We start from the raw sequence: 24,614 nt of genomic DNA on the forward strand, positions 1-24,614 counted from the left end.
GCCACTATGAATAAAATTATCTTACTACTCATAGCCCTGATAGCCCCTAGTTTTGTACAAGCGACAGAGACTAAATCAGTATATATGACCGTTTGGCGTGGTTGTGAGGAGGCGTGCCAAGGTTTCTTTGACTATATTGAAACCAATAACTTACCGGTTGAGATAACGCTAAGGAATGCGAACCGGGATAAAACGAAGTTGGCAGAGTTCCTTGAAGAGGCTAAATCGCTCTCTCCAGACTTGGTTGTGACGTGGGGAACTAGCGTCAGTAAAGCCATTATCGGAACTCGTGACGAGTTTGGCGACAAGACCAAATTGGGTGACATACCGGCACTATTTATGATCGTTGCAGACCCTGTAGGTGCAGGCATTATCGATTCGCCACAAACGTCAGGGCGTTCGTTAGTCACTGGAATACGAAACCGTATTGACGAGGAAGTACAGATCCGCGTGATGCGTGAATACTTCCCAGTGGACAAGATTGGTGTGGTGTACTCAACGGCTGAGCTCAACTCGAACTTAAATACCCAAAAGCTAAAGAGCTTAGAAGAGAAAATGGAATTTGAAACAGTGATTGAGACTTACGAGCTTGATGAGAATGGAAAACCGTTACCCGGTCAGTTTGACGGCAAGATGCAAAAGCTTGTCGAGCAAGGCGCTGACGTGGTGTATGTCGGCTCAAGCTCTTACAACCTGTCAAATCGCGATGATTTTACCTCCGCTGCTGTGGCGAATGGCCTACCTGTAGCGTCTGCATACGACTCAATGGTGACAGAGTCGAACGCCCTTATCTCGGTATCCAATAAATACTACCGAGTGGGTCAGTTGGCTGCTAACCAAGCAGAGAAGGTGCTTTTTGAAGGCGTGGAGCCGGGCACATTGCCTATCGCGGAGCTAAGCAGCTACTCGATTTCGATCAACATGGAAGTGGCAAGAATCATGTCCATTTTCCCTCCGATTCAATTACTGCGGTTTGCCGAACTGGTAAACGTAGACGTGAAGTAAGGAGCGAATATGCAAGGAACGCATTTAGCATTCAACCACAAGGAGGTTCAATGAACGAATTGATTGAACCTCAAGGTAGCTTGTTGGTAGTTAAAAACTCAAAGAGCAAAGAGTTTGTTGCGTCTGATCTCTCGGTTTGTGAGGCGGTCAGTGATGAGTATCAGTTCCAAGTCACCGTGTTGGCGTCAAGCTCTAGTGCGGAAGACTGGATTGGTGAGCCGATTGATTGCAACTTTTACACGGAAACCGGTTCTAGCCGCAAAGAAGCGCGTACCTTCAAAGGGTATGTGGTTAAAGCACAAGTGCAATCTCAGCGCGTTGATTCATCCTATTTTGGCGTCAAGCTAACGGTTCAGCCTTGGTTCTTTTTACTCAAGCACTCACGACAATGCCGGGTGTTTCAAGAAGCGACGGTTCAGACAATCGTCACCAGTATTTTTGATGACTTGGGTTTTAAAGGCGACTACAGCGTTAAAAGTATGCCCTCAACGAAAAGAGAGTACTGCATTCAATTCAACGAATCAGACTTTGATTTTGTCACTCGACTGCTCGCAGAAGAAGGCGTGCACTATTACTTTGGTAAAGACAGCAAAGCAGACACACTTTATCTGCAACAAGCGTCTAAACCGTTTGCGACCGATGATAGCGTCACCGTTGACTATGCAGGGCAACCGTCTGGCGATTATGAGGTGCTTGATACCTGGCAGCGCGAGCAGCGCTTTCATAGTGCTTCACTCGAAATTGCAGGCTACGACTACAACCAGTCGAAGTTGGTGACAAGCAAAGCGAAAAAATCCAAATATACTCTGTCGAACAACTCTAAGTTGACCGAGTATCGTTACCCAGCGGCAAGCCCTGCTGGCAGTTACACCGACCTAGCAAGTGCATTGGTCGAGACTCAGCGTGGCCAACTGGACTCTTCATACGACAGAGCTTATGCGAAGACACAATCTTTGGATGTTTGTGTTGGGCATTTCTTAAAGCTAGCAGGCCATTCAGACACGACTCAGAAAGGTAATTATCTAGTCTCTGAGCTGCGTTATGAATTTGATGACAAGACAGGCGATCTAACTGCCGAATTGACCTGTATCCCAGAAGACCAAGTGTTCTATCCATCTGCTAAAGATAAGCCCGTGTTACATGGTTTGCAGTCGGCTTTGGTTTCAGGAAGCAAAGACGGTGAGCCTGCCAATGATGCGCTTGGAAGAGTGAGAATCAAGTTCCATTGGGATCCAGAAAGTGGCGACAAAACCAGTTGTTGGGTACGCGTGGCACAAGCCATGGCAGGCAACGGCTATGGCGCACAATTTCTGCCTCGCGCAGGCCAGGAAGTACTGGTGAGTTTTATCAATGGCGATCCAGATCAGCCAGTCATTGTCTCAAGTGTCTATAACAGCAAACACAAACCGCCTTATCCAACCGCGAACACTACTCAAAGCGGCGTAATGACCAAACTGGCCGGTAAAGCCAATGAAATTAAGCTTGATGACAAAAAAGACAATGAGCTGTTTGCTGTCAACGCTGCAAAAGACATGACGCGTGACGTTATCAATGACTACACAGAAACGGTCGGTGGTGAATTCAAATCCACAGTGACGAAAAACGTCACTCAAACCATCGAACAGAAAAGCATTTTAACAGCGAAAGAGGGTATCGAACTCTCGACAGACAAGTCATATGCCCTAAAGGCAAAAGAGGCGATTACGGAAGATGGGAAAACCATCACCCTTACTGCCGATGACACGATAACGCTAAAGGTCGGCAGCAGTAAGTTGGTGATCAGCAGCGATAAGATCGAGTTATCAAGCGGTACAGTTGCGATCAGTGGCAGTTCAAAAATCTCGCTAGATGGCGGCAGCCTTAGCCAATCGGGAACCTCTGTCAGTATCTCATCAAAAGGCTCTTTAAGCGCGAAGGCCAGTACATCAATGTCACTCAGCGCCTCAACTAGCTTTGCCGCGAAAGGCAGCACTGGCGCCAAGATTCAAGGGCTCAACGCTGAGCTAAAAGGGGACGTTACCGCCAAGGTTTCTGGTGCCGCGACCGCTGAGATCAGTTCATCAGGTCAAACCGCCGTGAAAGGCACAATAGTGATGGTGAACTGATGAAAAAGATCCCATACAAGAATTCAGCTCAGATACTCGCTCATTTTGAGCTATCAGAAGAAGCAAGTGCTTTGGTAAACGTTGAGACGTTACCTACAGAGGCGATTACTAAGTTGCGAGATGCGGAGCTGAACATCGATCTTACTAACTACTTAGCACATGCACTGCCAATGCGAGAGGCGATCTGGTGGTCGGTACAAGCGACGCAGTTAAGAAAAGCGGACTTAACCAACCAAGAGCTGAAGTTGATTAATGAGAGTGGCAAATGGGTGAAAGAGCCCAACGAAGCGACTCGCAGACATATTGAAAAAGCAATAGAACCTCTGCCGAATGAAAGTTCAGCCAGATGGGTAGGACAATCAGTGTTTTGGAGTGGTCAAGGCAGTATTGCACCTGCTGATTTACCTGTGGTCATGCCTGCCGATCTTCTTTACGCAAAGGCTGTTGCTGGAGCGGTTAATACAGCCGCAGCTTTACCTGAGTGGTCAGGATATAAGGCTTACTACAAGAAGGTATTTAACAGCGCTATTGATATCGCCAATGGTGGCTCTGGTGTTACACGCGAAGGAGACCAATGATGCCGTCTGCAGCAAGATTGACTGACATGCACACGTGCCCGATGCAAACACCGGGTACTCCGCCAATTCCTCATGTGGGTGGGCCAATTGTAGGGCCGGGCGCAGTGACGGTACTGATATGTAAATTACCAGCGGCAAAAATGGGTGACTCGCTGGTATGTGTAGGACCGCCAGACAGCATAGTAAAAGGCAGTGCGACTGTTCTAATCAATAGCACTCCGGCTGCACGAATGGGCGACACAACAAGTCACGGGGGCAGCATTGTTTTTGGTGCTCCGACGGTTCAAATAGGTGGGTAGTTGAAAGGACTAACTATGAAGATGGTGAGTGGAGGGAACGATGCCAACGCATACTCTTGAGGGAGTTATTTCTCAAACAACGTTTTGGGACAATGACCATAAGCGCGAACAGATAGAAGAACTTGTCGAGCAAGCGAAGCTGGCTAACCCCAAGCTGCATGCTTTCATGCTTGATCTTACTCGAAAAGTAAACAATGAGTCCGGTAAGGCGATTGCCTATAACCGTGGTCCCCTAAAAACCCGTGAACGTATCGCGGCTAAGTGTGGCATCACCAATTGGGATGATCCTAAAACCGATAAAACGCAAGGCGTTAAAAAGCCTTTGGCGGTTAAAGATATCGCTCGTGCAACGATCGTTTTTAGCACGATCGCTCAGATGTTTGCATTCAGAGATTATATCTACACGACACCTGAGTATCAGGCGATTAAAGACAAGCAATCAGACGCTGTGAAAGATCTCTGGGAAAAAGAGATCCTAGACCAATACAAGGACGTAAAGTTCTTCTTGCAGGTCGAAATCGACTTTTCAACCAGAGTTAACAACGTACCTACACCAAAGAAAACGATCCCTCATATTGTTGAGCTTCAACTGAACGTGAGTCAGATGGCTTGGGGTAAAACCTATGGTCACGCGTTCTACAACCTTTCACGCCTTGCTTACATTGGCGGCAAGCAGAAGTTTGTTTGGGATGATACCGACTGTGTCATTACTGTTCCTGCGGATATTTCAGGAAAAGTAGCGAACAAACTAAGAACCGCTATCACTCACTGCCGCAGCATCGCGTGTGGAGACAAGGATGTGTTATTGGCTGCAAGCATTTTATCGAAGATGGTTTCGGCAAAATTCAAACTGCCTTCATCTAAAGAGTGCGAGAGCTTACCGGCGGCTCAGCACTACAGCTATAAGAATCGCAAGAAGCCTCTGGTGATTCAATGTGGCCCTTATGACTACAAAAAGGCAGCGAATCAAGACTCTAGTAATGCACAAGCTTGGGCTATTTCGTTTCTCGCAAGCTTTATCTGGGCGAATTTCACTAAGTCTCAGCACAAGCCTGGTGTAACGGGTACCGCTGCCAATTGGCATGCGAATTAGTGGGGAATCAATGAATGTTTGAAGATTTGCTGACACCGATTTCTGACGAAGCGCCTTGTGGTGAATATCTAAAAGATAATCGCTCGCTGTTTCGTGGCTACCGTAACGAATTCAACATGGCGCAATCGTCATTTCGTCAGCTAATGGAAATCCCAGATGCTTTAGAAGATGCGGAGCTCGTGGATGCGAATTTAGCGAATTGGCAAAAGCTGTCGGAGACCTGCTACCAGTGCCTAAAAGAGACCTCGAAAGACCTCGAAATCTTCTCTTGGTTTACGGTGGCTCAACTGTTTGGCGCACAGCCGTTCCAGAATCTGTCGAACGCGTTAAGAAGCATGGAAAACGTAGTCGATAACTACTGGGATACGCTGCACCCTGTGCTGCCAGAGAAAAAGCGCAAAGGCGACACTGAGCAAGCCCAAGCTGTCGAGGTTGCAGAGCACAGAGTTAAGCCTCTATTGCAACTGATTGGCGATACCGCAGAGAGCGGCCTGTTGTACATGCCTCTTCAGATGTTAGCGTTGGTTGGTGATATCGATTACGGCCGATTCTACAAGAACGAAAAAGACGGGACGTTGGCGACACTGAAAGCGGAAGCCGTCTCGGCACTCGCGAGTGAAAGAGGCGAAGTGGAATCACGCATTTTGGCATTGGGCGAATCTTTAGAGGCGTTAACCCAGTTAGAAACACTGATTTCAAGTAAGTGTGCTGATGTCGGAGCTCAGGCTTTGAGCTTCCGCTTTGTTAAAGAGTCCATTGAACGCCTTATCTCAGCACTTCGCTATTTAGTTGGCGAGCAGTTTGCTCATTGGCCGCTTGACCCGGTAGTCGAAGCTCCAGCTGAACCAGAGCCTGCGGAAATATCACCAAGTGTTGATCCCGCTACCGTAGGTGCTGTTGCTGAGTCGCCGGTCACACCCGCAGTGTCTTCAGTTTCTGCCGCAGCTCTTAGCGCACCTGCAATTGCAACTATGGCCACTGCCAGTGCAGCAGCGACTCGTGAACAAGCATTGGCGGATCTGCAGGTGATTGCCGACTACTTTTTAGAAAATGAACCACACAGTCCAATTTATTTACTACTTAAACGAGCGATACGTTGGGGAGGAATGTCATTACCAGAATTACTCGAAGAACTGGTCGGCGATAACGGCGCCGTACATCAAAGAATCGAACATCTAGCTGGACTCGAGAGCGCTGAGCATAAAGCAGTACTCAAAGCGACGGCTGCGCCACAACCTCAAGTGGTCATGCCGTCAGAAACAGTTCAGGAAGAAGTGAAAGTGCAGGAATCAACCTCTACCCCAAGCTCTGATTCAGGGCTCTCCAATATCGAGTGGTAGCGGTTACTAACAGTCAAAAATGACAAATCATAGAAAAGGGAATAATCATGGCTTCTATTTACATGCGAATTGATGGACTAAATACGATTAAAGGCGCAGCAACAATCGGTGATATTGGTGGCAAGAAAGGCTTCTTCGCTATCGATAACATGAGCTGGGGTGCAAACCGTGGCGTAGCCGTTGATGTTGGTAATGCAAACAACGCCGATAAAGGGATGGTGTCACTGGACGCAATTCATGTTTCTCGTACGTCAGATGGTGCATCTCCTCATCTAACCACATTCTTATTTGCACCGGGTGCAGAAGGTAAAACGGTTGAAATTCTGCTGACTAAACCATCTCGTGATGGTGCAGGCGCAGATCCATACCTTGTGTTAACTCTAGAGAAAACTCGTATTGCTAGCTACAACATTCATGGCTCTGATGGCCAGCTACCTGTAGAGGATTTCTCGCTTACGTACACCACGCTGACCAAGGTTTACTACCAAGAAGGCGACGGCGGTAAGATCGAGAAAGGCGATACCGTTAAGTTCGATTGTACCACAGGCAAACTTGAGTCTAAGGCGGCTTAATTTTGATTAACAGGGAGAAGTAACGTGGCTTTAAATTCACAACACAAACGTGTTAGCAAAAACCGGGTAAGTATCACTTACGACGTTGAAACCAATGGTGCGGTAGAGAACAAAGAACTGCCGTTTGTTGTAGGTGTTATTGGGGATTTTTCTGCGCATAAAGAAGATCGCGAAGATTTAGAAGAGAGAACGTTTTACCAGATCGATAAAGACAACTTCGATACGGTTCTGAAACGTGTAGGCCCAGAGCTAAAGCTGAAAGTAGATAACACGCTACAAGATGACGATAGCCAATTTGAAGCCGCTTTATCTTTCTCTTCAATGAAAGACTTCGAGCCAGATGCTCTCATTGAGCAAGTTGAACCATTGAAAAAACTTGCTGAAACACGTCAACAGCTTAAAACACTCCTTTCAAAGGCGGACCGTTCTCGTGATTTGGAGAAGCTATTGAAAGAAGTACTACAAAGTGCCGATCAGATTAACGCACTTTCTAGTGAGTTGGGCGTAGAAAGCAAAGGAGATGAGTAATGAGTTCTGAACTAGAAAGCCAAGCGGGTGGAGAAGCAGAAGCGGCATCGGCGAGTCTATTAGACAGAGCAATTGCAGCAACAAACCAAACCCCGGCTGATACAACCAAAGAACTGTTCTCAGTCCTCGCAGAACAGGCTCTTAGTGGTACGGTAACCTGGGACAAAAACGTTTCTAAAACAATAGAAAACGCGATTGCCCAGATCGATCAACAGATGTCTAAGCAACTTTCACAAGTGATGCAAAACGATGAATTCCAGAGACTTGAAGGCTCTTGGCGCGGTTTGAACAAGCTAGTGAAAGAGAGTGAAACCGGTCAGTCTCTTAAGATCAAACTGGTCGACTTCACCAAAGATGAACTCATTGAGCAGTTTGAAGATGCGCCTGCAGTCGATCGCAGCCCGTTATTCGATGCGCTGTATCAGAAAGAGTTCGGTACTGCTGGTGGTGAGCCTTATGGTGCATTGATTGGTGACTACAGCTTCAGCCACAAAGATGAAGATGTAGCGCTACTGAGATACATGGGTGAAACAGCGGCAGCAAGCCATGCTCCTTTTGTGGCCGCGGCGAACCCTGAAATGTTTGAGTTTGATTCGTTTGAAACCTTCGATGAGGGTAAGCCAGTTGCGGCTGGTTTCGACTCTCCAGCGTATGCTTCTTGGAACGCTTTCCGTGAAAGTGATGATGCTCGCTATGTGGTATTAACCATGCCTCAAACGCTTGCTCGTCTTCCATACGGCGACAAAGGTCTGGCAACTGACTCATTCAACTACGAAGAGTTAGCGACAGATGCAGAAGGTAACCCTAAACCGAAAGATAACTCAGAGTTAGTTTGGTCTAATGCTGCTTTTGAATTCGGCTTGAAAATGACTCAGGCTCACACTCAGTTTGGTTGGTGTACGGCGGTTCGTGGCTTAGATAACGGTGGTAAGGTTGAGAACCTACCTAACCTGACGTTTAAGTCTGATGCTGGTGATATTCAGCAACAATGTCCAATCGAAGTTAACCTGACTGATGAGCGTGAAAAAGAGCTGAGCGATCTTGGATTCTTGCCTTTGGTTCACTACAAAAACACCAACTATGGTGTGTTTATCGGTAGCCAAACGACTCAGAAGCCAAAAGTTTACACCGATCCTGATGCAACCAGTAATGCAGCGATCTCTGCACGTATCCCTTACATCATGGCAAGTAGCCGTATCGCACATTACCTAAAAGTAATGGGTCGCGATATGTTGGGCTCGAACCTTGAAGCAACGGATATTCAGAAGCAGCTGCAAACGTGGATTGATCAATACACGAACTCTGGTGCTGTTGGTAACTCTGAACGTTCTAAAACACCGCTATGTGAATCTCAGATTCAGGTTGTGGAACAGCCAGGTAGACCGGGTGCGTACTCTGCTGTCGCTCACCTAAGACCGTGGTTGCAAATGGAGGAATTAACCACTTCTGTCCGTATGGTTACGAAGATCCCAGGTTAATTTGGAACAACAGCAAGCACGAATGGATTGATGGATGTTTGATGAGAAGCTGCAAACGGAGTTTTGCGAATTGAATAGTGAGGACAGTGCGTATCTGCATGATGCGCTCTCTTTGCTATTCCATATTGATGCAGAGATGCTAAGTGACACCGGTTTGTTATTCGCCGGTGTCACTCGCCTCATTGCGGAGATAGATCGTCGTATTTCAGAGCAGCTGTCTCATATCATTCATCATCCTAGTTTTAGTCAATTGGAGGCAACATGGAAGGGCGTAGAAACCCTTGTCATGCTTCCAGTTAACTACCAAAAAATACGAGTTAAATTATTAGATACCTCATGGGGAGAGCTTTCTCATGAGCTTAATAATGCCGTCTCTTTAAAGAGAACCAGCTTATATAATTTGGTCGCCAATAGAGAGTTAAACACTTCTGGCGGTCAGCCTTTTGGCATGATAGTCGTCGACCATGCTATCTCGATGGATGTCGATGACGACTATGATGATCTCTACACATTAGAGCTATTAGCCTGTCTAGGCGAGCTCTGTTTGTGTCCTTTTGTACTGTCTCCAGAAGATAACTTTTTTGGAGAGAGTGGCCCTGACTGGTTATCTGATACCAATCGAATAGAAAAGATCTTAGATGGACCGGATTTTGTCTCTTGGCAGCGTTTAAGAAGTATTAGCCAAGCCAGGTTCATCGCTCTTGCGATGCCACGTGTTCGCTTGCGTGAAGCGCACTCTTTTTCATCTTCTCGTCGCATTGTTTTTTCTGAATCAGCACAGATGCAAAAGGGCTTGTGGGGCAGTGCAGCTATGCTGTTTGCCTCGATTGCGATGCGAGAATTTAATCGCATCAATTGGTTTGGTTTTATGAAGTCGCGCTGGCAAGACAAGTTGATCGGCTCATTAGTGAATGTCCCGCAAAATGGCGTGGGCACGCCTGCAACATTCACTCCAACGCCAGAACTCAATATCTATACCGAGATGGGCAACTTCTATGCAGACCAAGGATTTATTCCTTTGTGTCATAGCACCACCACCGACAAGTATTTCTTCAGAGGTAATCGTTCTATTTGGGATAAAGCCCGAGATGACGCCGACCTTGTCGCAGGCCAAGTGCAAACCACTCTGATGATCTGCCGTATCGCCCACTTTTTGAAGGTGCAAATCCGCGGCATGATCGGCAACTTTCAAAGCGCCGAAGAGTGTGAATTGTATTTGAATAACTGGCTGCAAAAGTACACCAGTAACTTGTTCAATGCCGATGAAGCAACGCTCGCGAAATTTCCACTCAGTAAGAGCCGCGTAGAAGTAAAACAGGTGAAAGGAGAGAACGATCGCTACGTGTGTAATGTACTCGTTCAGCCTCAGTATCAGTTCGATAACGTGTGTGGTGAAGTTCTGCTATCTACAGATCTCGGTACAGAAGAGTCACTGTTTGCTTCTGGAGGTCGCGCATGAGTTTCTGGAAAACCTTCGTTAAGAAAAGCAACACCAGCTCTGATCGTGATGATCTGCTTGATTCTATTCACTATCAACTGACGACTCTGCTTAACTCGGAAGCGCCAATGCGTTTGATTCCGAGTGTCTATTCAGAAACTCAGAAATCCATTTACTGCTTTGGCTTGGACAACTCACAGAGTCAAAGCAGCCAAATAGAGAAAGATCAGTTCTCACGAGCGTTAGAACGCTTGATTCAGTCGTTTGAGCCGCGACTGTCGGAAGTGAGTGTGTTCGTCCAAGAGGGCGATCAAACCAAGAACGCGATCTGTTTTTCCATCATGGCTAAGGTCAATACCTCAGCAGGAGAGCACGTATTCCTGTTTGATTCGAATTTAAGCCTATCCAATCAACAGGCGACCATGGAGGGACAGGAAGTTGTCTGATCAAATGCTAAGTTATTTCGAGCGAGAGTTGGCGAGTATCCGCTCTGCACTCAGCGATTATGGGCGTGACTTTCCAAAACACGCTGGCTCAATGCGCCTTAATCAACATGATCAAGAAGATCCAAATATCAGTCGCTTAATTGAAGCGGCAGCATTACTCAATGCAAAAACAGAGAAACGTCTTGATGAGCAGTTTCCTGAGATCCTACAGGACTTAATCAATATTGTTTATCCGGGGTATCTGCAAGTTATTCCAAGCTACACCCCATTCTATCTCGACGTAGAAGCCGAAGAAGCGACAGCAAAGGTTGTTTTAAATAAAGGCTCAGAGCTTTCAGTCGTGCATGATGAGATGGAATCCATCTTTACGCTGGTGGACGAGATGGTCATCGAGCCTTTTCACATTGCGGATATTTCTGCCACAACGGCTCCATTTAATTTCCCAACGCCGCCAACCTTGCGACGTTCAGACTCAGCGATTCAAGTTGAGCTATCAAGTAACGATCCAGAGCTGTTTTTCTCACAAATGGAAACCGGATCGTTCGATTTTTATGTGAGAGGTTTTGAGAGTAGCTCACGCGGTTTGATCGACCTTCTGCTATTGAATACCGAAGCGATTTCGATTACCAGTGGTGAACAGCAGGTACTGGTCGATACTGATAAATTACGTAGCCGCATTACCGATCCTGATTTCATTTGGCTGCCTACTTATGACGGCCACCTAAGCGGCTTTGATATCCTGCGAGACTACTTCGCTTACCCAGACAAAGCAGCATATATGCGCATTGAGAATCTGGGTGAAGAGCTGAGCCAATTTGAAACCGACAAAGTTCAGCTTACTTTCTTCATCAAGCAACTGCCGGTAGAGTACCTCAGTCTATTTTCACGTAATGTATTTTTGTTGAACACAGCACCAGCGGTGAACCTGTTCAGTAAACGCGGTGAGCCAATGCGTTACGATTTCTCCAAGCTTTCGATTCCAGTCATCGCCGATGCGCAGCAACAAGATCATTTCACTGTGGTGTCAGTTGAGTCGGTGTGTGAAGTGATGTCGACGGGCGAAGTGCCGTTATCGCCTATTTATGCCAGTGGCTATTGGTCTGATACCGATGCGCCACAATGGCAAAGCAGTCAGCATTGGGACCATAAAGGTCGACGCTGCATGAATTTATCAGTTAGCTATGCGCAGCTACCTGCCGAGCAAGAGGCCGTGGTTTTAGCCACTCAGCTACTGGTTTGCAATGGTAGAGCCCCGTGTTTGATTCGATCTGGAACGCTAGCGAATTCTCTTGCTGCGGTTGATTTGCCGGGCGAGTTTTCCATTTTAAAAACACCGACCGCACCTCAGTATCCATCGCTAGATAATCAGTTAACATGGCGTTTCTTGGCTATGTTGAATGCCAACTTTGCGAGCTTGGTACAAACTGATGACCCAACAGTCGCACTTCAGGATACGCTACGCTTAACGTGTAACTCAGTCCAATGCCCGCAAGCATACGCAATTAAGAAGGTATCCTATCGCCACCTCGTAGCTCCAATTACTATTGCAGGGCACAGTATTTTTGCTTCTGGTACTGAAATTGAAGTCGTCGTCGACGATGAAATTTTAGGCGCCGACTTTTCAGTGTTTTCTCAAATTCTTAACTCAGTGTTTTCGCAATATTGCAGTTTTGACCGTTTTATTCAGGTCTCGGTACAGCGCTTTGGTAGTGACAATCCGGGCGTGCAGTTCCCTAAAACTCATGGGAGCCAGCTATGTCTATAACTCAGATGACTCAACAAGACGCCGACCACGTCAAAACTCGGTTGCTAAGCCAACCTCATACGTTTGATTTTGTACAAGTGATACGTCTTCTGAGAGCTATGGGCAGCCAAGCGAATCTAGAGTTGTCGCCAGAGGTTATGCCATATGGTGATGCGAGTGAAGTGACGCGTATTCGTCGTAGCGACAATACACTAAAGATTAAGCTTGGCCTTGAGGCGCTGTCTGGGTCAAAAGGGGTAATTCCTGACTATATGTATGCTGAGCTCCTTAACAGTTTGCACCAAGATGACTATGCGCTGCAAAAATTCATTGATGTGTTTAATCAGCGTTATCTAGAGCTCAAGTTGCATGTCGAAACCAATCGCAACATGCTTCTTAAACAGGAGCGTGACGTGCAAGCGGGTAATGTAGTGGGGCGCTTATCTCAACAAGCGGCACTGGCGTGCATGTTTGCTCTTCCGAATGCAAATCGAGACAAATCTGACCCGAGTATGTTGCGTCATGGCATGGCATTGGGCAACAAAAGCAGAAACCTCAACGGGCTAAAACGTCTATTGAGTAACTATTTCTCTTTAACGGTGAACCCAGTTGTCGCGCCAGCGTCGTTCTATCGAATCAATACCAAATACCAAACCAAACTTGGTAGTCAGCAAGGTCAAAATCAAAAGTTGGGCCAAGGCTTTTGGTTGGGTTCAACAGGAACTCAAACCTTCAAAGCATTGGAAATTAACATTACACCTAAAACGCGCAGTGAGTATTTAGGGTTATTGAATAACTCACACTTTGCGTCCTCGATGAAATCATTAGTACAAGCCTATTTGCGCGAGAGTCTCGATATTCGACTTTATATGTATGTGAAACGTGAATACATCGATGAGCCAATGCTCTCAAGCCAAAAGAGTGGCCTGAGACTTGGAGAGGCCAACTGCCTTGTGCCTCATAAACGAAAATCGGAATTTCGTAAGATCTTAATTCAACAGGAGAGAGTTTGATGTCACAAATAAAACTAGGGAACCTCGTTTCAAAGCTAGATATTCACCTTAAGTCAGCGTTAGAGGAAGCAGCAGGAGCTGCTATGGCACAAACAGTCACTGCCATTGAGATAGAACATTGGTTGGTTCAACTCATCGCGATGAAGGAACAAAACCTCATCAGCTGCTTGAGCAAGCAAAACATTGATCCTAGCGTTGTGCTCAGCGAACTCACACAGCGTATTAATCGACTGTCTACAGGTGCAGCTGGACAGCCTACGATTAGCCTAGCAACCAGTGAATTGATGGAAAGTGCTTGGATGCTTGCTTCTGTTAATTACGGTCATCAGGAAGTCACCAGTCTTCATTTACTTCTAGCCCTAACTCAGACTGATAACTTAGGGATGAAGAAGTTTTCTTTGGCTGCACTTCAAACTCTATCTACTGAGGCGTTGAACTCTCAAATCAGTTCCCTCAAGAATGTGAAAACACAAGCGGCTTCATCTGGCGCAGCAGCATCAGAAAACGCAGCGGGCGCTGTCGCTGGTGGTGCTCTTGAAAAATACACAGTAAACCTGACTCAACAAGCTAGAGACGGCGAACTTGACCCAGTATTAGGTCGTAACAGCGAAGTTCGTATGGCGATAGACATCTTGTGTCGTAAGCGTCAGAACAACCCTATTTTAGTGGGTGAGCCGGGCGTGGGTAAAACCGCGGTTGTAGAAGGCTTGGCTCATAGCATCGTTAAAGGTGAAGTACCGCCAGCGATTCAAGGTGTTGAAATTCATACGCTTGATCTTGGTTTGCTGCAGGCAGGTGCGAGCATCAAGGGTGAATTTGAGAACCGCCTGAAAGACGTGATCAACGAAGTGAAAAGCTCACCGACACCGATCATCGTATTCATTGATGAAGCACATACACTGATTGGCGCCGGTGGTGCAGCAGGTCAAAACGATGCCGCTAACTTGCTTAAACCAGCCTTAGCTCGTGGTGAATTCCGTTCTATTGCTGCAACGACATGGGCTGAGTACAAGAAGTACTTTGAGAAAGACCCTGCATTGACGCGTCGTTTCCAGTTGATCAGCGTTGAAGAACCAAACGCAGAAGATGCAAAACAGATTCTACGAGGCGTTGGTGAAGCTCTGCGTGCCCATCATGGCGTGTTTATTTTGGAAGATGCGATTGAAGCGGCGGTGAGCTTGTCGATTCGTTATTTGCCATCTCGTCAGCTTCCAGACAAAGCGATCAGCTTGTTGGACACAGCATGTGCCCGTATCGCACTGACCCAAGGCGCAAAACCAGAGTGCATTGAGAGCTTAGAGCAGAATATCAGTTACCTTGAGAGTGAACGTTCTGCACTAGAAGCAGAAGGTGCGGTGTTCATTGACAAAGCGGTCGACCACGAAGGGCTTAATCAGAAAATTGACCAGCAGAAAGGGGAATTAAACACGCTTAATGAACAGTGGGAAAAAGAGCGTGAATTGGTCGCGACGATTACCACACTGTGCGAAACGATTGAAAGTAGTCGCCTTGAAGACAATGTAGATACCGAGAGCCAAGCGCAACTTAATATTGCACTTGGTCAGTTAAAAGAGATCCAAGGTGAGCTGCCACTGGTGTTCCCTGTGGTTGATGACCAAGTGATTGCGACAGTTATCGAGAATTGGACGGGTATTCCAGCGGGCAACATGGTGCAAGAAGAGGTGGCTCAACTGTTGTCTCTCGATAAAGCGCTACACAAGCGAGTGATTGGCCAAGATGTGGCGATCAGTGAACTTGCCAAGAGTATCCAAATTTCACGCGCAGGCCTGACAGACAGTCGTAAGCCAGTTGGTGTGTTCTTGATGTGTGGTCCAAGTGGTGTAGGTAAAACTGAAACGGCGATGGCACTTGCTGATGAGGTCTTTGGTGGTGGTGACAACCTTACCATTATCAACATGACCGAGTTTAAAGAAGAGCACAAAATTTCAATGCTACTTGGCTCTCCTGCGGGCTATGTCGGATTTGGCGAAGGTGGTGTGTTGACCGAAGCGATTCGTCGTAACCCTTACTCTGTGCTGCTGCTTGATGAGATGGAGAAAGCGCACCCGGGCGTCCATGATTTGTTCTATCAGATTTTTGATAAGGGCCATATTAAGGACAGTGAGGGTCGTACTGTCGACTTTAAGAACACCATTATCATCATGACGTCGAATGCTGCTGATCAGGCCATCGTTGATATCTGTGAAGAGCACGAAGATCGTTTGGCTAACGAAGATTTGCTAGAAGAAATTCGTCCTGCACTGCAGCAATACTTCAAGCCTGCGTTCTTAGGACGAACCACGATAGTGCCTTACTACCCATTGAATCGTGATGAGCTTAGCCAGATCACTGAGATCAGCCTGAATCGTATTGCGAAGCGCTTGGACGAGAAATACAAAGCGACCTTTGAGTGGGATGAGAAGTTTGTTGATTTTGTGGTGAGTCGTAATACTGACCCAACAACAGGTGGTCGCGCCGTTGAGCAGATTATCAACCGCTCTCTGATGCCTCAACTGGCGATTGATTGTATTCATCGATTGAGTGAAGGGCAGAGTATCAATCAAGTCGCGGTCACAACAGATCCTGTGACTGGTGAATTAGTGGTTAACATCACTTAATGGAGAAGGATATCTTAAAGGTGAGCAGTATCAGTAGAAACACCTTTTTGTTGCCGAGTAAGTTCAGGGCAGCGGCGCTTAAAACAGTGATGTTTATTGCTGTGACGAGCGCTGCCGCCAGTGCTCAGGCTGTAGAACGAGTAACACTGGCGACGCAGATTTGGACGCCTTATCAAACCGTGGATGAAAATGGTGAGATAGGTGGCGTTGCCGTTAACCGAGTGAAGTGCGCGCTGCGCCGTATGGGGCAACCTTACGAGATTCGAGTGATGCGCTGGGACAAAGCACAGTTGATGGTGGAAACCGGTGAGATGCATGGTTTTTTCTCCGGTTCTGCTAACAGTCGACGCGCGAAATTCGCAACTGCATCGGAGCCTCTTGTGTCGGAATACTTGGCGTGGTTCATCGCACCAAACATCTATGCCGACATAAATGACGAAACAACCAAGTTTAGTCTGCGATTTGGTGCTAAGTTTAATACAAACAAGTGGTTATCTTTAAAGCGAGATGGCTACAACGTTATCCGCAAGCCGCGTGACGCAGATTCACTGCTCCAAATGTTATGGAAAGGCGATTTGGACGTGGCTTATGAATATGAGCTTGTTTTTGAAGATTCATTGAAGAAAGCAGGTATACCGGTCGATTACTTTCAAAAAGTAAGGATCAAAAAACAAGATCTAATGGTTCACTTTTCTAATGACTTCTTACGAGAGTCCCCAGGATTCTTGGATAGATTTAATCGTTCTTTACGTAAGTGTTATTGAAGTAAGGGTAAGGGAATGCCATGAATATAAGTTTTCAGTTGATCGAGCTACCTGAAAACGAGCAGGTAGTCAGCCGACAGATATCATTACCAAGTAGTGGTGGCACTATAGGTCGTTCTTACGAATGTACGGTTCAGCTGCCAGACATGAGTCGCACGCTCTCTCGTGTTCATATCGAAGTACTTCCCCATTCTGAGGGGGGCTTTCAGGTTATCGATCGCAGTGCGAATGGTGCACAGGTCAATGGCGTTCTTCTTGGTGCTGGTCAATCCGCCAAGGTGAGCGACGGTGACAGCATTCGTATAGGCGGTTACTTACTATTGGTGAGTGATATGCAGGAGCTTTTCTCAAAAGAGGCCAAGCCGGAAAAATCGGAACCTAGCAGAATCCCAACAGATGAACCTGTTTTTGACTTTGCGGGTGTGATCGAAGAGCCAGCTGCCACCGTGTTTGGTGCTGAATCAACAGCCTTCAATGAAATTGAAGAGGCGATTGATACCGCGAGTACATTCAGTGCAGACAATGTATCTGGCGAAGATGTCTATGCCTATGACCCGTTTGAAGAAGATGATCTTCTTAACATTGCGCTCGATGAAAAGTCGAGTAGCGATCCCATCATCATGGCTGACGAGCCAAGTTCTCGAAATCGCGCTTCTCAACACAGTGAGTCTCAAGAGACAGGGGTGACTCTGAGCAACGGCTCTCAAATTCAAGCACTGGATTCAAGTATCGAGAGGCTCAATCAGATCGTTGAACATCAGCAAACGGCGCTAACGGCAGCTGTTGATCGCGAAAGATTAGTCTCTTGTATTGAAACGACCTTGGATAAGTTCCTCGCAGATTTCAACCCGCAACACTTGGAGAGTGAGTTCAATGACTACCTGTCTGGGTGGGGAAGCAAAGAGAAGAAGTACTGGGGGCTGTACAAAAAGCAGTTCGCACGTAAACAAGACCGTGGAGAGTTCAAACGTAACTTTACCGCGATGTTATTAGAAGAGTTAAGGGACAAGTAATGAAGACAAAGCAGTTTTTTGTTCGTTGCCTGTCAACCGTAGTGAGTTCATTTTTGATCATGGCTTGTAGTTCAAGCGATGAGAGTGTTTTTCAACCATCGATGTCGGTCAACGTCAAGATGGAAGCGACGAATGATATCAATGCATTCGAAGACGATATAGCAAGACCTTTGGTTGTAAGAGTTTACCAATTAAAAGAAACAGGTGCGTTTGAAAAAGCGGACTTCATCAGTTTGTACGAATCGGACAGCACGGTGTTAGCAGGAACCCTTGTCGACACGAAAGTGTTGGCGCCGGTGTTGCCCGAAGAGAAGCGCTCTTTTGTACTAGAAGTACAGCAAGAAGCAAAAGCTGTCGCAGTGTTTGCTGAGTTTGCTGACTACGAAGTGGCAGTGAGCAAAGGCTTAGTAGCGTTAGTCGAAGACCCTGATGAAAACCCAATAATTATTCGAATCTCTAAAACAAAGATTGAGATTACTCAGCCTGTTGATAGTTCTTGGTGGTAAGGAGACCTATTTGAAACATCAAAGAAAAGTGGTTTGGAAAGAGGGGATGTTTGTCGCTCCTCAGCATTTTCAGCAAACCGAAAGATACATTACGCAATATATTCAGAAGTATGTTGCATTGACGTCAGGCAGTGGCAGTTATGGCGTATCAGCGCTAGAGATCGAATCTAACTACTTAAAGTTGGGGAAATTCGGTGTCGTTAGATGCAGTGGTGTATTTCAAGACGGCACTCTATTCGACTGCACGCGAGAGCTATTAATTGAAGTACCTGAAAATACCATCGATAAATGTATTTACTTAGCCCTGCCACTCTCTGTTGAGGGTGAAAACGAATACGGGCTAAAAGAAGAATTGAGACGCTATATCGTTGCAGAGCATAACCTGTTTGATGCAAGTGATGCCGAGCAAAGTGGTATCAAAGCTACACTGGCAGAGCCCAATATCCGTTTGGTTGTGGAAGGTGAAGATGTTAATGGCTTAGTGCTTATTCCGATTGCTAAAGTTCTTGAAAGAAGAGGGGATGGGGAAGTGGTTCTCGACAGAGGTTTCATCCCAAGCTGCCTTCAATACGGTGCCTCAACTCAGTTAAAAGAACGCTTAAAGGAGCTATTCATACTCGTACAGGCGAGAGCGAAAAATGTATTGGAGCGCATTGGCGTCGGTGAGCAAACCAAAAGTGACCTGAGCTTAATGCGAGAATTCATGTGGCTACAAACCTTAAACCGTTGGAGCCCACAAATCCAAATCCTGCTTTCTAAGCCAGATAGCAATGTAGAGCTGCTTTATGAAAAACTCACGAGCTTCTCGTCTGAGCTTGATAGCTTTACGCCCGCTATTGGTAACGCCAACCACCGCGTTCTAGACAAAGACAACCTTCATCAAGCCTTTGGGCCTTTGTTCGCCGCGCTTCGTGAGCAGCTCTCTATGGTGCAGAGTGACAAGGTGACTGAGTTTGATTGGGATGTGAACTTGTTTGATAAGCGCCGTCTACTGCGTTTGTCTATTCCAACACTACATCAAATGGATGGTCGTAGGCTGGTATTGTCGGTGAAATCTTCTATCGGCGCTTCAATGCTCAGCTCGACTTTCCCAAGCGCATGCACATTGAGTGGCATCAGCTTGATTGCTGAACTGGTGCGTAACAGTCAGTCTGGAGTAACGATCAACCCGCTAGCGGTTGCCCCTTCCGAACTTAAAGCTCAAGTGGATCTGGCCTATTTTGAGATTGAGACGTCTCATGAATACTGGCAGCAACTCAAGTCGAAAAGAGAGCCGATTGCACTGCATGTTGACAGCCGAGTGCCAGACCTAGAAATAAAACTGTATGCGCTAGGGTAATGTTATGGATGACCTACTCGATGAAGCAACGATAGCGATAGAGACGGACCCCCAGTCGAGGGAGGCTCAGTCCAATCTCGATTCCGTGCGTCTGGCTAGTCTTAACGCCATAAAAAATCATGCGCGATTTAATATGTTTCAGCGCAAAGGCTTGCTGTTTGACAACGAAATCTTGAGTGCCAGTTCAGAGCTATTATCGCTCTCTGTTTCTATAAAAAGGCTTGAGTGTCCAGCGGATATTTACACCTTTAGAACCGGTATTAAAAGCCTGCTTACTGACCTGAAATACAAAGTGGCTAAGCTCGACTACCCGCCATCTGTGGCCGATAAAACCTGTTTCCTATTCGCAGTAATGTTGGATGAACAGATCCTTCACTCGGACTGGGGAGATGAGTCTGGTTGGGAAAACCAAACCTTGGTCAGTGAGCTGTTTGGAATTAAAAACGGCGGTGAGCAATTTTATCTGGTCGCAGAGCGTGCATTGCTTCAGCCAGTTTTGCTTAGAGATCTACTAGAGCTCATTTATATCATGATCAAACTCGGGTTTCGTGGCCGATACCGAGTGGAAGGCAAAGAGCTACTCGGCATTCTTCTACAAAGAATTGAAGAGGCGGTGTTTGCACAAGATACGCAAACTAGTGAAGATAATGCACACGCAATTCCAAGGCCGCATGCCGCACAAATCAAGAAAGTGAGTCGTCCTCAACGACCAGTACGTTTAACCAGAGGGTTCTTGTTATTCGCCATGCTGCTGTCGCTTACTTGGGCGGGAATTTACTATTGGTACAACTTAACGACACCACAAAAAGCACAAGCCTTTATCCAGCTTCCGCAATTTACTGACAAGTATTACAGCCAAGCGAATATACAAGAACAAGAATTCATCTACACCAGTACCCCTGAGGAGCTAGGCAGAGCACCGAGCGCTCTATCATCTAAAACAAGTTCACCTAAAACAGCCACACCGAAAACAACAGCGCCAGTCAGCAATATCAGTGAATCTGTGGCTTCGGGTAATTGGCATGTTCAACTGGCGACGCTATCGACCAAAGCAGCGTCTGAGAATTTCTTATCACGCTATGGGGCTGTGTTCCCCAACATCGAAGTGAGACTATGGCGAGATAAATACCGAGTGTTAAGCCATGCAGACACTCGAGAGCAAGCACGTGAAATACTCGAAAGTGCGAAGCAATCTGGAATAACCGATGCCTTTATCACCAAAGCGAAGTAGTAGGGTTAATTAATGATAAGTAAGAAAAAAGCGCTCACTTTTGCCATTTTGCTTTCACTGCTTGTGACGAGTTTATTGGTTGGTGGTCTGTGGTTATTAGATTGGTATTGGCTTGAGCCAGTTTGGGCAGTAGTCGTACAGATTATTGCGCTTGTATTAGTGGCAGTAGGGATTGGAGCTCTGATCTATTCTCGACTAAGACGCCCACCAGTTGATGAAGATGCGAAGAAACGTGAAGAGTGGCGTGAAGAGGAAATCCAGCGCACTTTTAATCATGTTTGGCGCAAGCATTCTCGCCTTAGTGCAAATCCATACCTGATCCCTTGGTATGTGCATTTAACGGAAGACGTCGAAAACGATCAACTCTGGCTACAACAGATGGGATTTGAGGCGATTGAGCCAGCGGATAACCTACCTGAAGACTTAGTTGCCGTTCGCTTTTGGGCATCTGATGACGTCATTATCGCAACCATTGATCTCCTTCATCCGAAAGAATGTATGCAGAAGAGCATCAATACTCTGGTGGCGTTGATTCTATCTAAACGTTCAAGACAAGCATTCAATGGTGTGTTGTGCGCCGTGGACCTGGGTAAGCTGATCAACAGCACTGAAATTGCAGTCAGTGAGTTGAGTCAGAAGTATCGCTCGGTTCTGGAGGACCTCAATAAAGCGGTAGGCTTAACACTGCCGACTTATTGTACTTTTACTCATATGTCACAAGTTCAGGACCTGTGTGAGCTATTCTCGCCATTGGAAGAGAGTGAGCGTGAGTTGCCGTTTGGTGCGTTGCGAGACGTTGAAGAGAGTAAGGAATACGATAAAGCTTGGTTTGATGAGTCATTTGAGGCGCTCAGTCACTCTTTGACTAACTCTTTAAGCTCTTCATTGAAAGGTCAGTTGAACGCTGACTATCGAGACTCAGCTTTGGTCGGCATCTATCAGCTCTCGGCCATTCGTTATGATGTTGAAGACTTTCTCTCTCTCACTTTCAATCAACATCAATTCGATGAGATCGACCTATTCTTCCGTGGCTACTTCTTTGTTAATGTAGGTGGGGAGAGCGAAAACGTCGACATCATCAGCACAATGCACGCGTCTGAACTTGGGTTTGAAACCCTTTCCAATATTCATACGCAATCGAAAAGCTTGAGTTTGTTTGGTAAAGGTCTGTTTAGAAGTTGTGTCTTAAAAGAAGCGCCTTTGGTTGGGTTTAACAAGAAACGTGAAATCACCTATCGAACCACACGTTGGGTTGTCTCTTGTGGTCTGGTGCTCCTGTTTGTTGGTTTTGTCGCGACCATTAAAGCCGGCTTTGATTATCAGCAGGAAATCGATAATAAAGCGCTGACGATGCTGGATCGTTACAAAGAGAATCTAGAGAAGAACGCTATTCAACCTGATGACTTAGCATCGCCGGTATTCAGCTTGTATGAACTGAGAGAAATAGTGCAGCTTTATGATGAAAAACATCACCCTTGGTATGTCTCAAGCTGGTTACCTAGCTCTAGTATCTCTGGTTATGTTCATGATGCTTACTTTGGTGAGTTGAACTCAGAGTTATTGACCTTGATGCGTGACTACATCATGAAAGATATGTTTGTCTATAACTCGTTGGATGACAAAGTAAAAACACTTGAACTGCTTAACCTGCAGCAGATCTTATACAACCCAGCACGTCACTCCTCGGCCTCGTTGGTAAACTACTATATTGATGCCTTGAATGAAGAGGGCAGCGGTGATGCTAGTCTTATCAAACGCTTTAAATTGCTGGCAGAAGATGCGCTGAGTACATCGGCAATCCCGCCAGCATTTGACGAGCAACTGCTCGGTTTAGTGCGTAAATCCTTATCGACGGATGATGTTAGTGAATTGCTTTATCAGCATATTCTGCAGCACCGCGACTTTGCGCGCCGTGTGGATATGCGAAAGAGCCTGAATCCAGTTTATGAGCAAGTGTTTACGTTCAATGCTGATTTTAGTGGCTACCTGATCCCTTATGCGTTTACACGCGATGGTTTTCAAGATTTAAGCAATGAAACTGGCTTCCAGCTGGCCTCTGAAGCGATTACGGCTTATGAGGGCGTGATGGGGCGCATCAACGGTGAAGCAGAGATGAATCGCATCAACCGTCAACTGCGTGAACGCTATATCAAAGACTATATCCAGTATTGGAATACGTTTGTTTCAAATGTTCAGCTGACGGAAGTATCTAGTTGGGGCGGAAGTGAGCAGCAGTTGGATTTGGTGACGGATGCGAACTTCTCACCAATCACTCAGTTCTATTCTGTTGTAAGCACCAATACCAATCTCATCAAGAGCACAATGGAGAACAAAGAGCAGCAGAAAGCGGAGCAACAGAAAGAAGGTCAGCAAGCCGATGAGGCCTCTCCGCTGCAATCCAATAATGGGTCTGCGATGGAGCGGGTGGCAGAGTCGATCACTTACCCATTCCGACACATTCACGGTGTGATTCAAGCTAACCAAACGGGTCAAAGCTCACTGGATATCGCACTGACCAACCTGACAGCATTGCGAGATTGGGTGAACAAATCGAAAGAGATTCAATCGAAAGGGCATTACTTCTTAGAACAGTTGGAGAATGCGGATTCAAGTAATCCAATCGCACGTTTGCACCTTTTGGCGGATGATTACAACGTTCCTCTGTTGCCCGAGCTAATGGACTCCCAAGCAACACTGATTAATGGTTTGGCGCTCGATGCGGTTCGTGAAGTGATCAATGAAGATTGGTCGAAGGTGACTCACTTCTATTTGACCCGTCTAGCTAACCATTATCCTATTAAGCACAACGCCAATACGGATGTGTTGCTGTCGGACTTTGAGGCGTTTTTTAAACCTGAAGGGGAGTTTGATCAGTTTTCTAAGAAGTACGCGAGTCACTTGGATATGACCATCAGCCGAGAAATCTATCTGAATGGGTTTATACCGCATCAGTATTTATCTCTCTCTTGGCAGTATCCATCATTTAGTGATTCGGTCGAGCGAATCCAAAAACAGCTGTTTACGGGCAAAGATCTTGGATTTAACTTCTCTATCAAGGCTGTGGAAATGTCACCATCGTTAACGCGTTTCGCGCTTGAGGCTAACCTTAAATTCTTCGAATATCAGAATGGTCCGAAGTTGTGGCGTACTCAAAGTTGGCCGATTCCGGCTAACCAAATGCAAGACATCTCAGTAATGACCCGAGATACCGATGGTGTCGTGCAGCGAGAGAAATTCTCAGGAGTTTGGAGCTGGTTTAGAGTGGCTGAGAAAATGAAAGGCTCTACTCAAGTTGGCAGTAACGAAATATTGTGGCGTTACCATTCGACTAATGGCGAAGTGAATCTTGAGGTGAAACGTGATGGTATAGGACAACCTTTCGAGCCTGATCTCTTCAATAATTTAGGATTCCCAACGTGGCTATAACGATTGAACATCCACAGTGGCTAGCGCAGTTTTGTTGTCAAACGCTTAACGCAACTTATCCCAGCACGGATAAGACAA

The 24,614-nt window shown here is 46.4% G+C and carries 20 protein-coding genes; all 20 read left to right on the forward strand.

Translation table 11 applies throughout. The features are described 5' to 3' along the window. The first annotated feature begins 6 nt into the window (after nt 1-6). The 20 genes from KI655_RS03640 to KI655_RS03735 are packed head-to-tail and all read left to right on the forward strand — an operon-like array spanning nt 7 to nt 24,536. Complete coding sequence (locus tag KI655_RS03640) at nt 7-1,005, forward strand: ABC transporter substrate-binding protein (RefSeq protein ID WP_285401826.1); 999 nt, start codon at nt 7-9, stop codon at nt 1,003-1,005. Between the two features lie 50 nt (nt 1,006-1,055). Continuing rightward, nucleotides 1,056-3,110, forward strand: coding sequence for a type VI secretion system Vgr family protein (locus KI655_RS03645; RefSeq protein ID WP_285401829.1), 2,055 nt, complete (start codon nt 1,056-1,058; stop codon nt 3,108-3,110). Then, nucleotides 3,110-3,688 (forward strand): hypothetical protein, encoded by a 579-nt coding sequence (locus tag KI655_RS03650; protein WP_285401831.1) that lies wholly within the window; start codon nt 3,110-3,112, stop codon nt 3,686-3,688. The genes KI655_RS03645 and KI655_RS03650 overlap by 1 nt, the downstream gene beginning before the upstream one ends. Then, the gene (locus KI655_RS03655) at nt 3,688-3,987 is read left to right on the forward strand and encodes a PAAR domain-containing protein (RefSeq protein WP_032552866.1); all 300 of its coding nucleotides are present in this window, start codon (nt 3,688-3,690) and stop codon (nt 3,985-3,987) included. Before KI655_RS03650 ends, KI655_RS03655 begins: the two co-directional genes overlap by 1 nt. A 40-nt stretch (nt 3,988-4,027) precedes the next feature. Beyond that, nucleotides 4,028-5,080, forward strand: coding sequence for a hypothetical protein (locus tag KI655_RS03660; RefSeq protein WP_285401834.1), 1,053 nt, complete (start codon nt 4,028-4,030; stop codon nt 5,078-5,080). Between the two features lie 14 nt (nt 5,081-5,094). Continuing rightward, the gene (locus KI655_RS03665; protein WP_285401836.1) at nt 5,095-6,420 is read left to right on the forward strand and encodes an ImpA family type VI secretion system protein; all 1,326 of its coding nucleotides are present in this window, start codon (nt 5,095-5,097) and stop codon (nt 6,418-6,420) included. 47 nt (nt 6,421-6,467) lie between these two features. Continuing rightward, nucleotides 6,468-6,992: a type VI secretion system tube protein Hcp gene (locus KI655_RS03670; RefSeq protein WP_032552863.1), complete on the forward strand. Its 525-nt coding sequence runs from the start codon at nt 6,468-6,470 to the stop codon at nt 6,990-6,992. A gap of 24 nt (nt 6,993-7,016) precedes the next feature. Beyond that, nucleotides 7,017-7,520, forward strand: a complete 504-nt coding sequence (gene tssB / locus KI655_RS03675) for a type VI secretion system contractile sheath small subunit (RefSeq protein ID WP_032552862.1) — start codon at nt 7,017-7,019, stop codon at nt 7,518-7,520. Continuing rightward, complete coding sequence (tssC, locus tag KI655_RS03680) at nt 7,520-8,998, forward strand: type VI secretion system contractile sheath large subunit (protein WP_285401841.1); 1,479 nt, start codon at nt 7,520-7,522, stop codon at nt 8,996-8,998. The genes tssB and tssC overlap by 1 nt, the downstream gene beginning before the upstream one ends. Nucleotides 8,999-9,032: 34 nt before the next feature. Further along, the gene (locus tag KI655_RS03685) at nt 9,033-10,457 is read left to right on the forward strand and encodes a type VI secretion system contractile sheath domain-containing protein (protein WP_032552860.1); all 1,425 of its coding nucleotides are present in this window, start codon (nt 9,033-9,035) and stop codon (nt 10,455-10,457) included. Then, entirely contained in the window at nt 10,454-10,882 is a 429-nt protein-coding gene (gene tssE / locus KI655_RS03690; protein ID WP_285401844.1) for a type VI secretion system baseplate subunit TssE, read from the forward strand. Before KI655_RS03685 ends, tssE begins: the two co-directional genes overlap by 4 nt. After that, nucleotides 10,875-12,647 carry a type VI secretion system baseplate subunit TssF gene (tssF, locus tag KI655_RS03695; protein WP_285401845.1) on the forward strand — a complete coding sequence of 591 codons (1,773 nt, stop codon included), beginning with the start codon at nt 10,875-10,877 and terminating at the stop codon, nt 12,645-12,647. Before tssE ends, tssF begins: the two co-directional genes overlap by 8 nt. Beyond that, nucleotides 12,638-13,639, forward strand: a complete 1,002-nt coding sequence (locus KI655_RS03700; RefSeq protein WP_285401846.1) for a type VI secretion system baseplate subunit TssG — start codon at nt 12,638-12,640, stop codon at nt 13,637-13,639. The genes tssF and KI655_RS03700 overlap by 10 nt, the downstream gene beginning before the upstream one ends. Further along, nucleotides 13,639-16,257 carry a type VI secretion system ATPase TssH gene (gene tssH / locus KI655_RS03705; RefSeq protein WP_285401847.1) on the forward strand — a complete coding sequence of 873 codons (2,619 nt, stop codon included), beginning with the start codon at nt 13,639-13,641 and terminating at the stop codon, nt 16,255-16,257. The genes KI655_RS03700 and tssH overlap by 1 nt, the downstream gene beginning before the upstream one ends. A 20-nt stretch (nt 16,258-16,277) precedes the next feature. After that, nucleotides 16,278-17,021 carry a transporter substrate-binding domain-containing protein gene (locus tag KI655_RS03710; RefSeq protein ID WP_285401848.1) on the forward strand — a complete coding sequence of 248 codons (744 nt, stop codon included), beginning with the start codon at nt 16,278-16,280 and terminating at the stop codon, nt 17,019-17,021. A 20-nt stretch (nt 17,022-17,041) separates the two neighbouring features. Further along, complete coding sequence (locus KI655_RS03715; RefSeq protein WP_285401849.1) at nt 17,042-18,034, forward strand: FHA domain-containing protein; 993 nt, start codon at nt 17,042-17,044, stop codon at nt 18,032-18,034. After that, nucleotides 18,034-18,540 carry a type VI secretion system lipoprotein TssJ gene (tssJ, locus tag KI655_RS03720; protein WP_285401850.1) on the forward strand — a complete coding sequence of 169 codons (507 nt, stop codon included), beginning with the start codon at nt 18,034-18,036 and terminating at the stop codon, nt 18,538-18,540. Before KI655_RS03715 ends, tssJ begins: the two co-directional genes overlap by 1 nt. A 10-nt stretch (nt 18,541-18,550) precedes the next feature. Beyond that, a complete protein-coding gene (gene tssK / locus KI655_RS03725; RefSeq protein ID WP_285401851.1) occupies nt 18,551-19,879 on the forward strand; it encodes a type VI secretion system baseplate subunit TssK in 1,329 nt (442 codons plus the stop codon). 4 nt (nt 19,880-19,883) lie between these two features. Next, on the forward strand, nt 19,884-21,110 hold the full coding sequence (icmH, locus tag KI655_RS03730; protein WP_285401852.1) for a type IVB secretion system protein IcmH/DotU: 1,227 nt from the start codon (nt 19,884-19,886) through the stop codon (nt 21,108-21,110). Between the two features lie 12 nt (nt 21,111-21,122). Next, nucleotides 21,123-24,536 carry a type VI secretion protein IcmF/TssM N-terminal domain-containing protein gene (locus tag KI655_RS03735; protein ID WP_285401854.1) on the forward strand — a complete coding sequence of 1,138 codons (3,414 nt, stop codon included), beginning with the start codon at nt 21,123-21,125 and terminating at the stop codon, nt 24,534-24,536. Nucleotides 24,537-24,614 lie beyond the last annotated feature (78 nt).

This window comes from Vibrio sp. D404a (genome assembly GCF_030248535.1).
Lineage (GTDB): Bacteria > Pseudomonadota > Gammaproteobacteria > Enterobacterales > Vibrionaceae > Vibrio.

Coding starts and splice junctions, on each gene's coding strand:
- KI655_RS03640 (WP_285401826.1), top strand. CDS start 7: ATGAATAAAATTATCTTACTACTCATAGCCCTGATAGCCCCTAGTTTT.
- KI655_RS03645 (WP_285401829.1), top strand. CDS start 1,056: ATGAACGAATTGATTGAACCTCAAGGTAGCTTGTTGGTAGTTAAAAAC.
- KI655_RS03650 (WP_285401831.1), top strand. CDS start 3,110: ATGAAAAAGATCCCATACAAGAATTCAGCTCAGATACTCGCTCATTTT.
- KI655_RS03655 (WP_032552866.1), top strand. CDS start 3,688: ATGCCGTCTGCAGCAAGATTGACTGACATGCACACGTGCCCGATGCAA.
- KI655_RS03660 (WP_285401834.1), top strand. CDS start 4,028: ATGCCAACGCATACTCTTGAGGGAGTTATTTCTCAAACAACGTTTTGG.
- KI655_RS03665 (WP_285401836.1), top strand. CDS start 5,095: ATGTTTGAAGATTTGCTGACACCGATTTCTGACGAAGCGCCTTGTGGT.
- KI655_RS03670 (WP_032552863.1), top strand. CDS start 6,468: ATGGCTTCTATTTACATGCGAATTGATGGACTAAATACGATTAAAGGC.
- tssC (WP_285401841.1), top strand. CDS start 7,520: ATGAGTTCTGAACTAGAAAGCCAAGCGGGTGGAGAAGCAGAAGCGGCA.
- KI655_RS03685 (WP_032552860.1), top strand. CDS start 9,033: ATGTTTGATGAGAAGCTGCAAACGGAGTTTTGCGAATTGAATAGTGAG.
- tssE (WP_285401844.1), top strand. CDS start 10,454: ATGAGTTTCTGGAAAACCTTCGTTAAGAAAAGCAACACCAGCTCTGAT.
- KI655_RS03700 (WP_285401846.1), top strand. CDS start 12,638: ATGTCTATAACTCAGATGACTCAACAAGACGCCGACCACGTCAAAACT.
- tssH (WP_285401847.1), top strand. CDS start 13,639: ATGTCACAAATAAAACTAGGGAACCTCGTTTCAAAGCTAGATATTCAC.
- KI655_RS03715 (WP_285401849.1), top strand. CDS start 17,042: ATGAATATAAGTTTTCAGTTGATCGAGCTACCTGAAAACGAGCAGGTA.
- tssJ (WP_285401850.1), top strand. CDS start 18,034: ATGAAGACAAAGCAGTTTTTTGTTCGTTGCCTGTCAACCGTAGTGAGT.
- icmH (WP_285401852.1), top strand. CDS start 19,884: ATGGATGACCTACTCGATGAAGCAACGATAGCGATAGAGACGGACCCC.
- KI655_RS03735 (WP_285401854.1), top strand. CDS start 21,123: ATGATAAGTAAGAAAAAAGCGCTCACTTTTGCCATTTTGCTTTCACTG.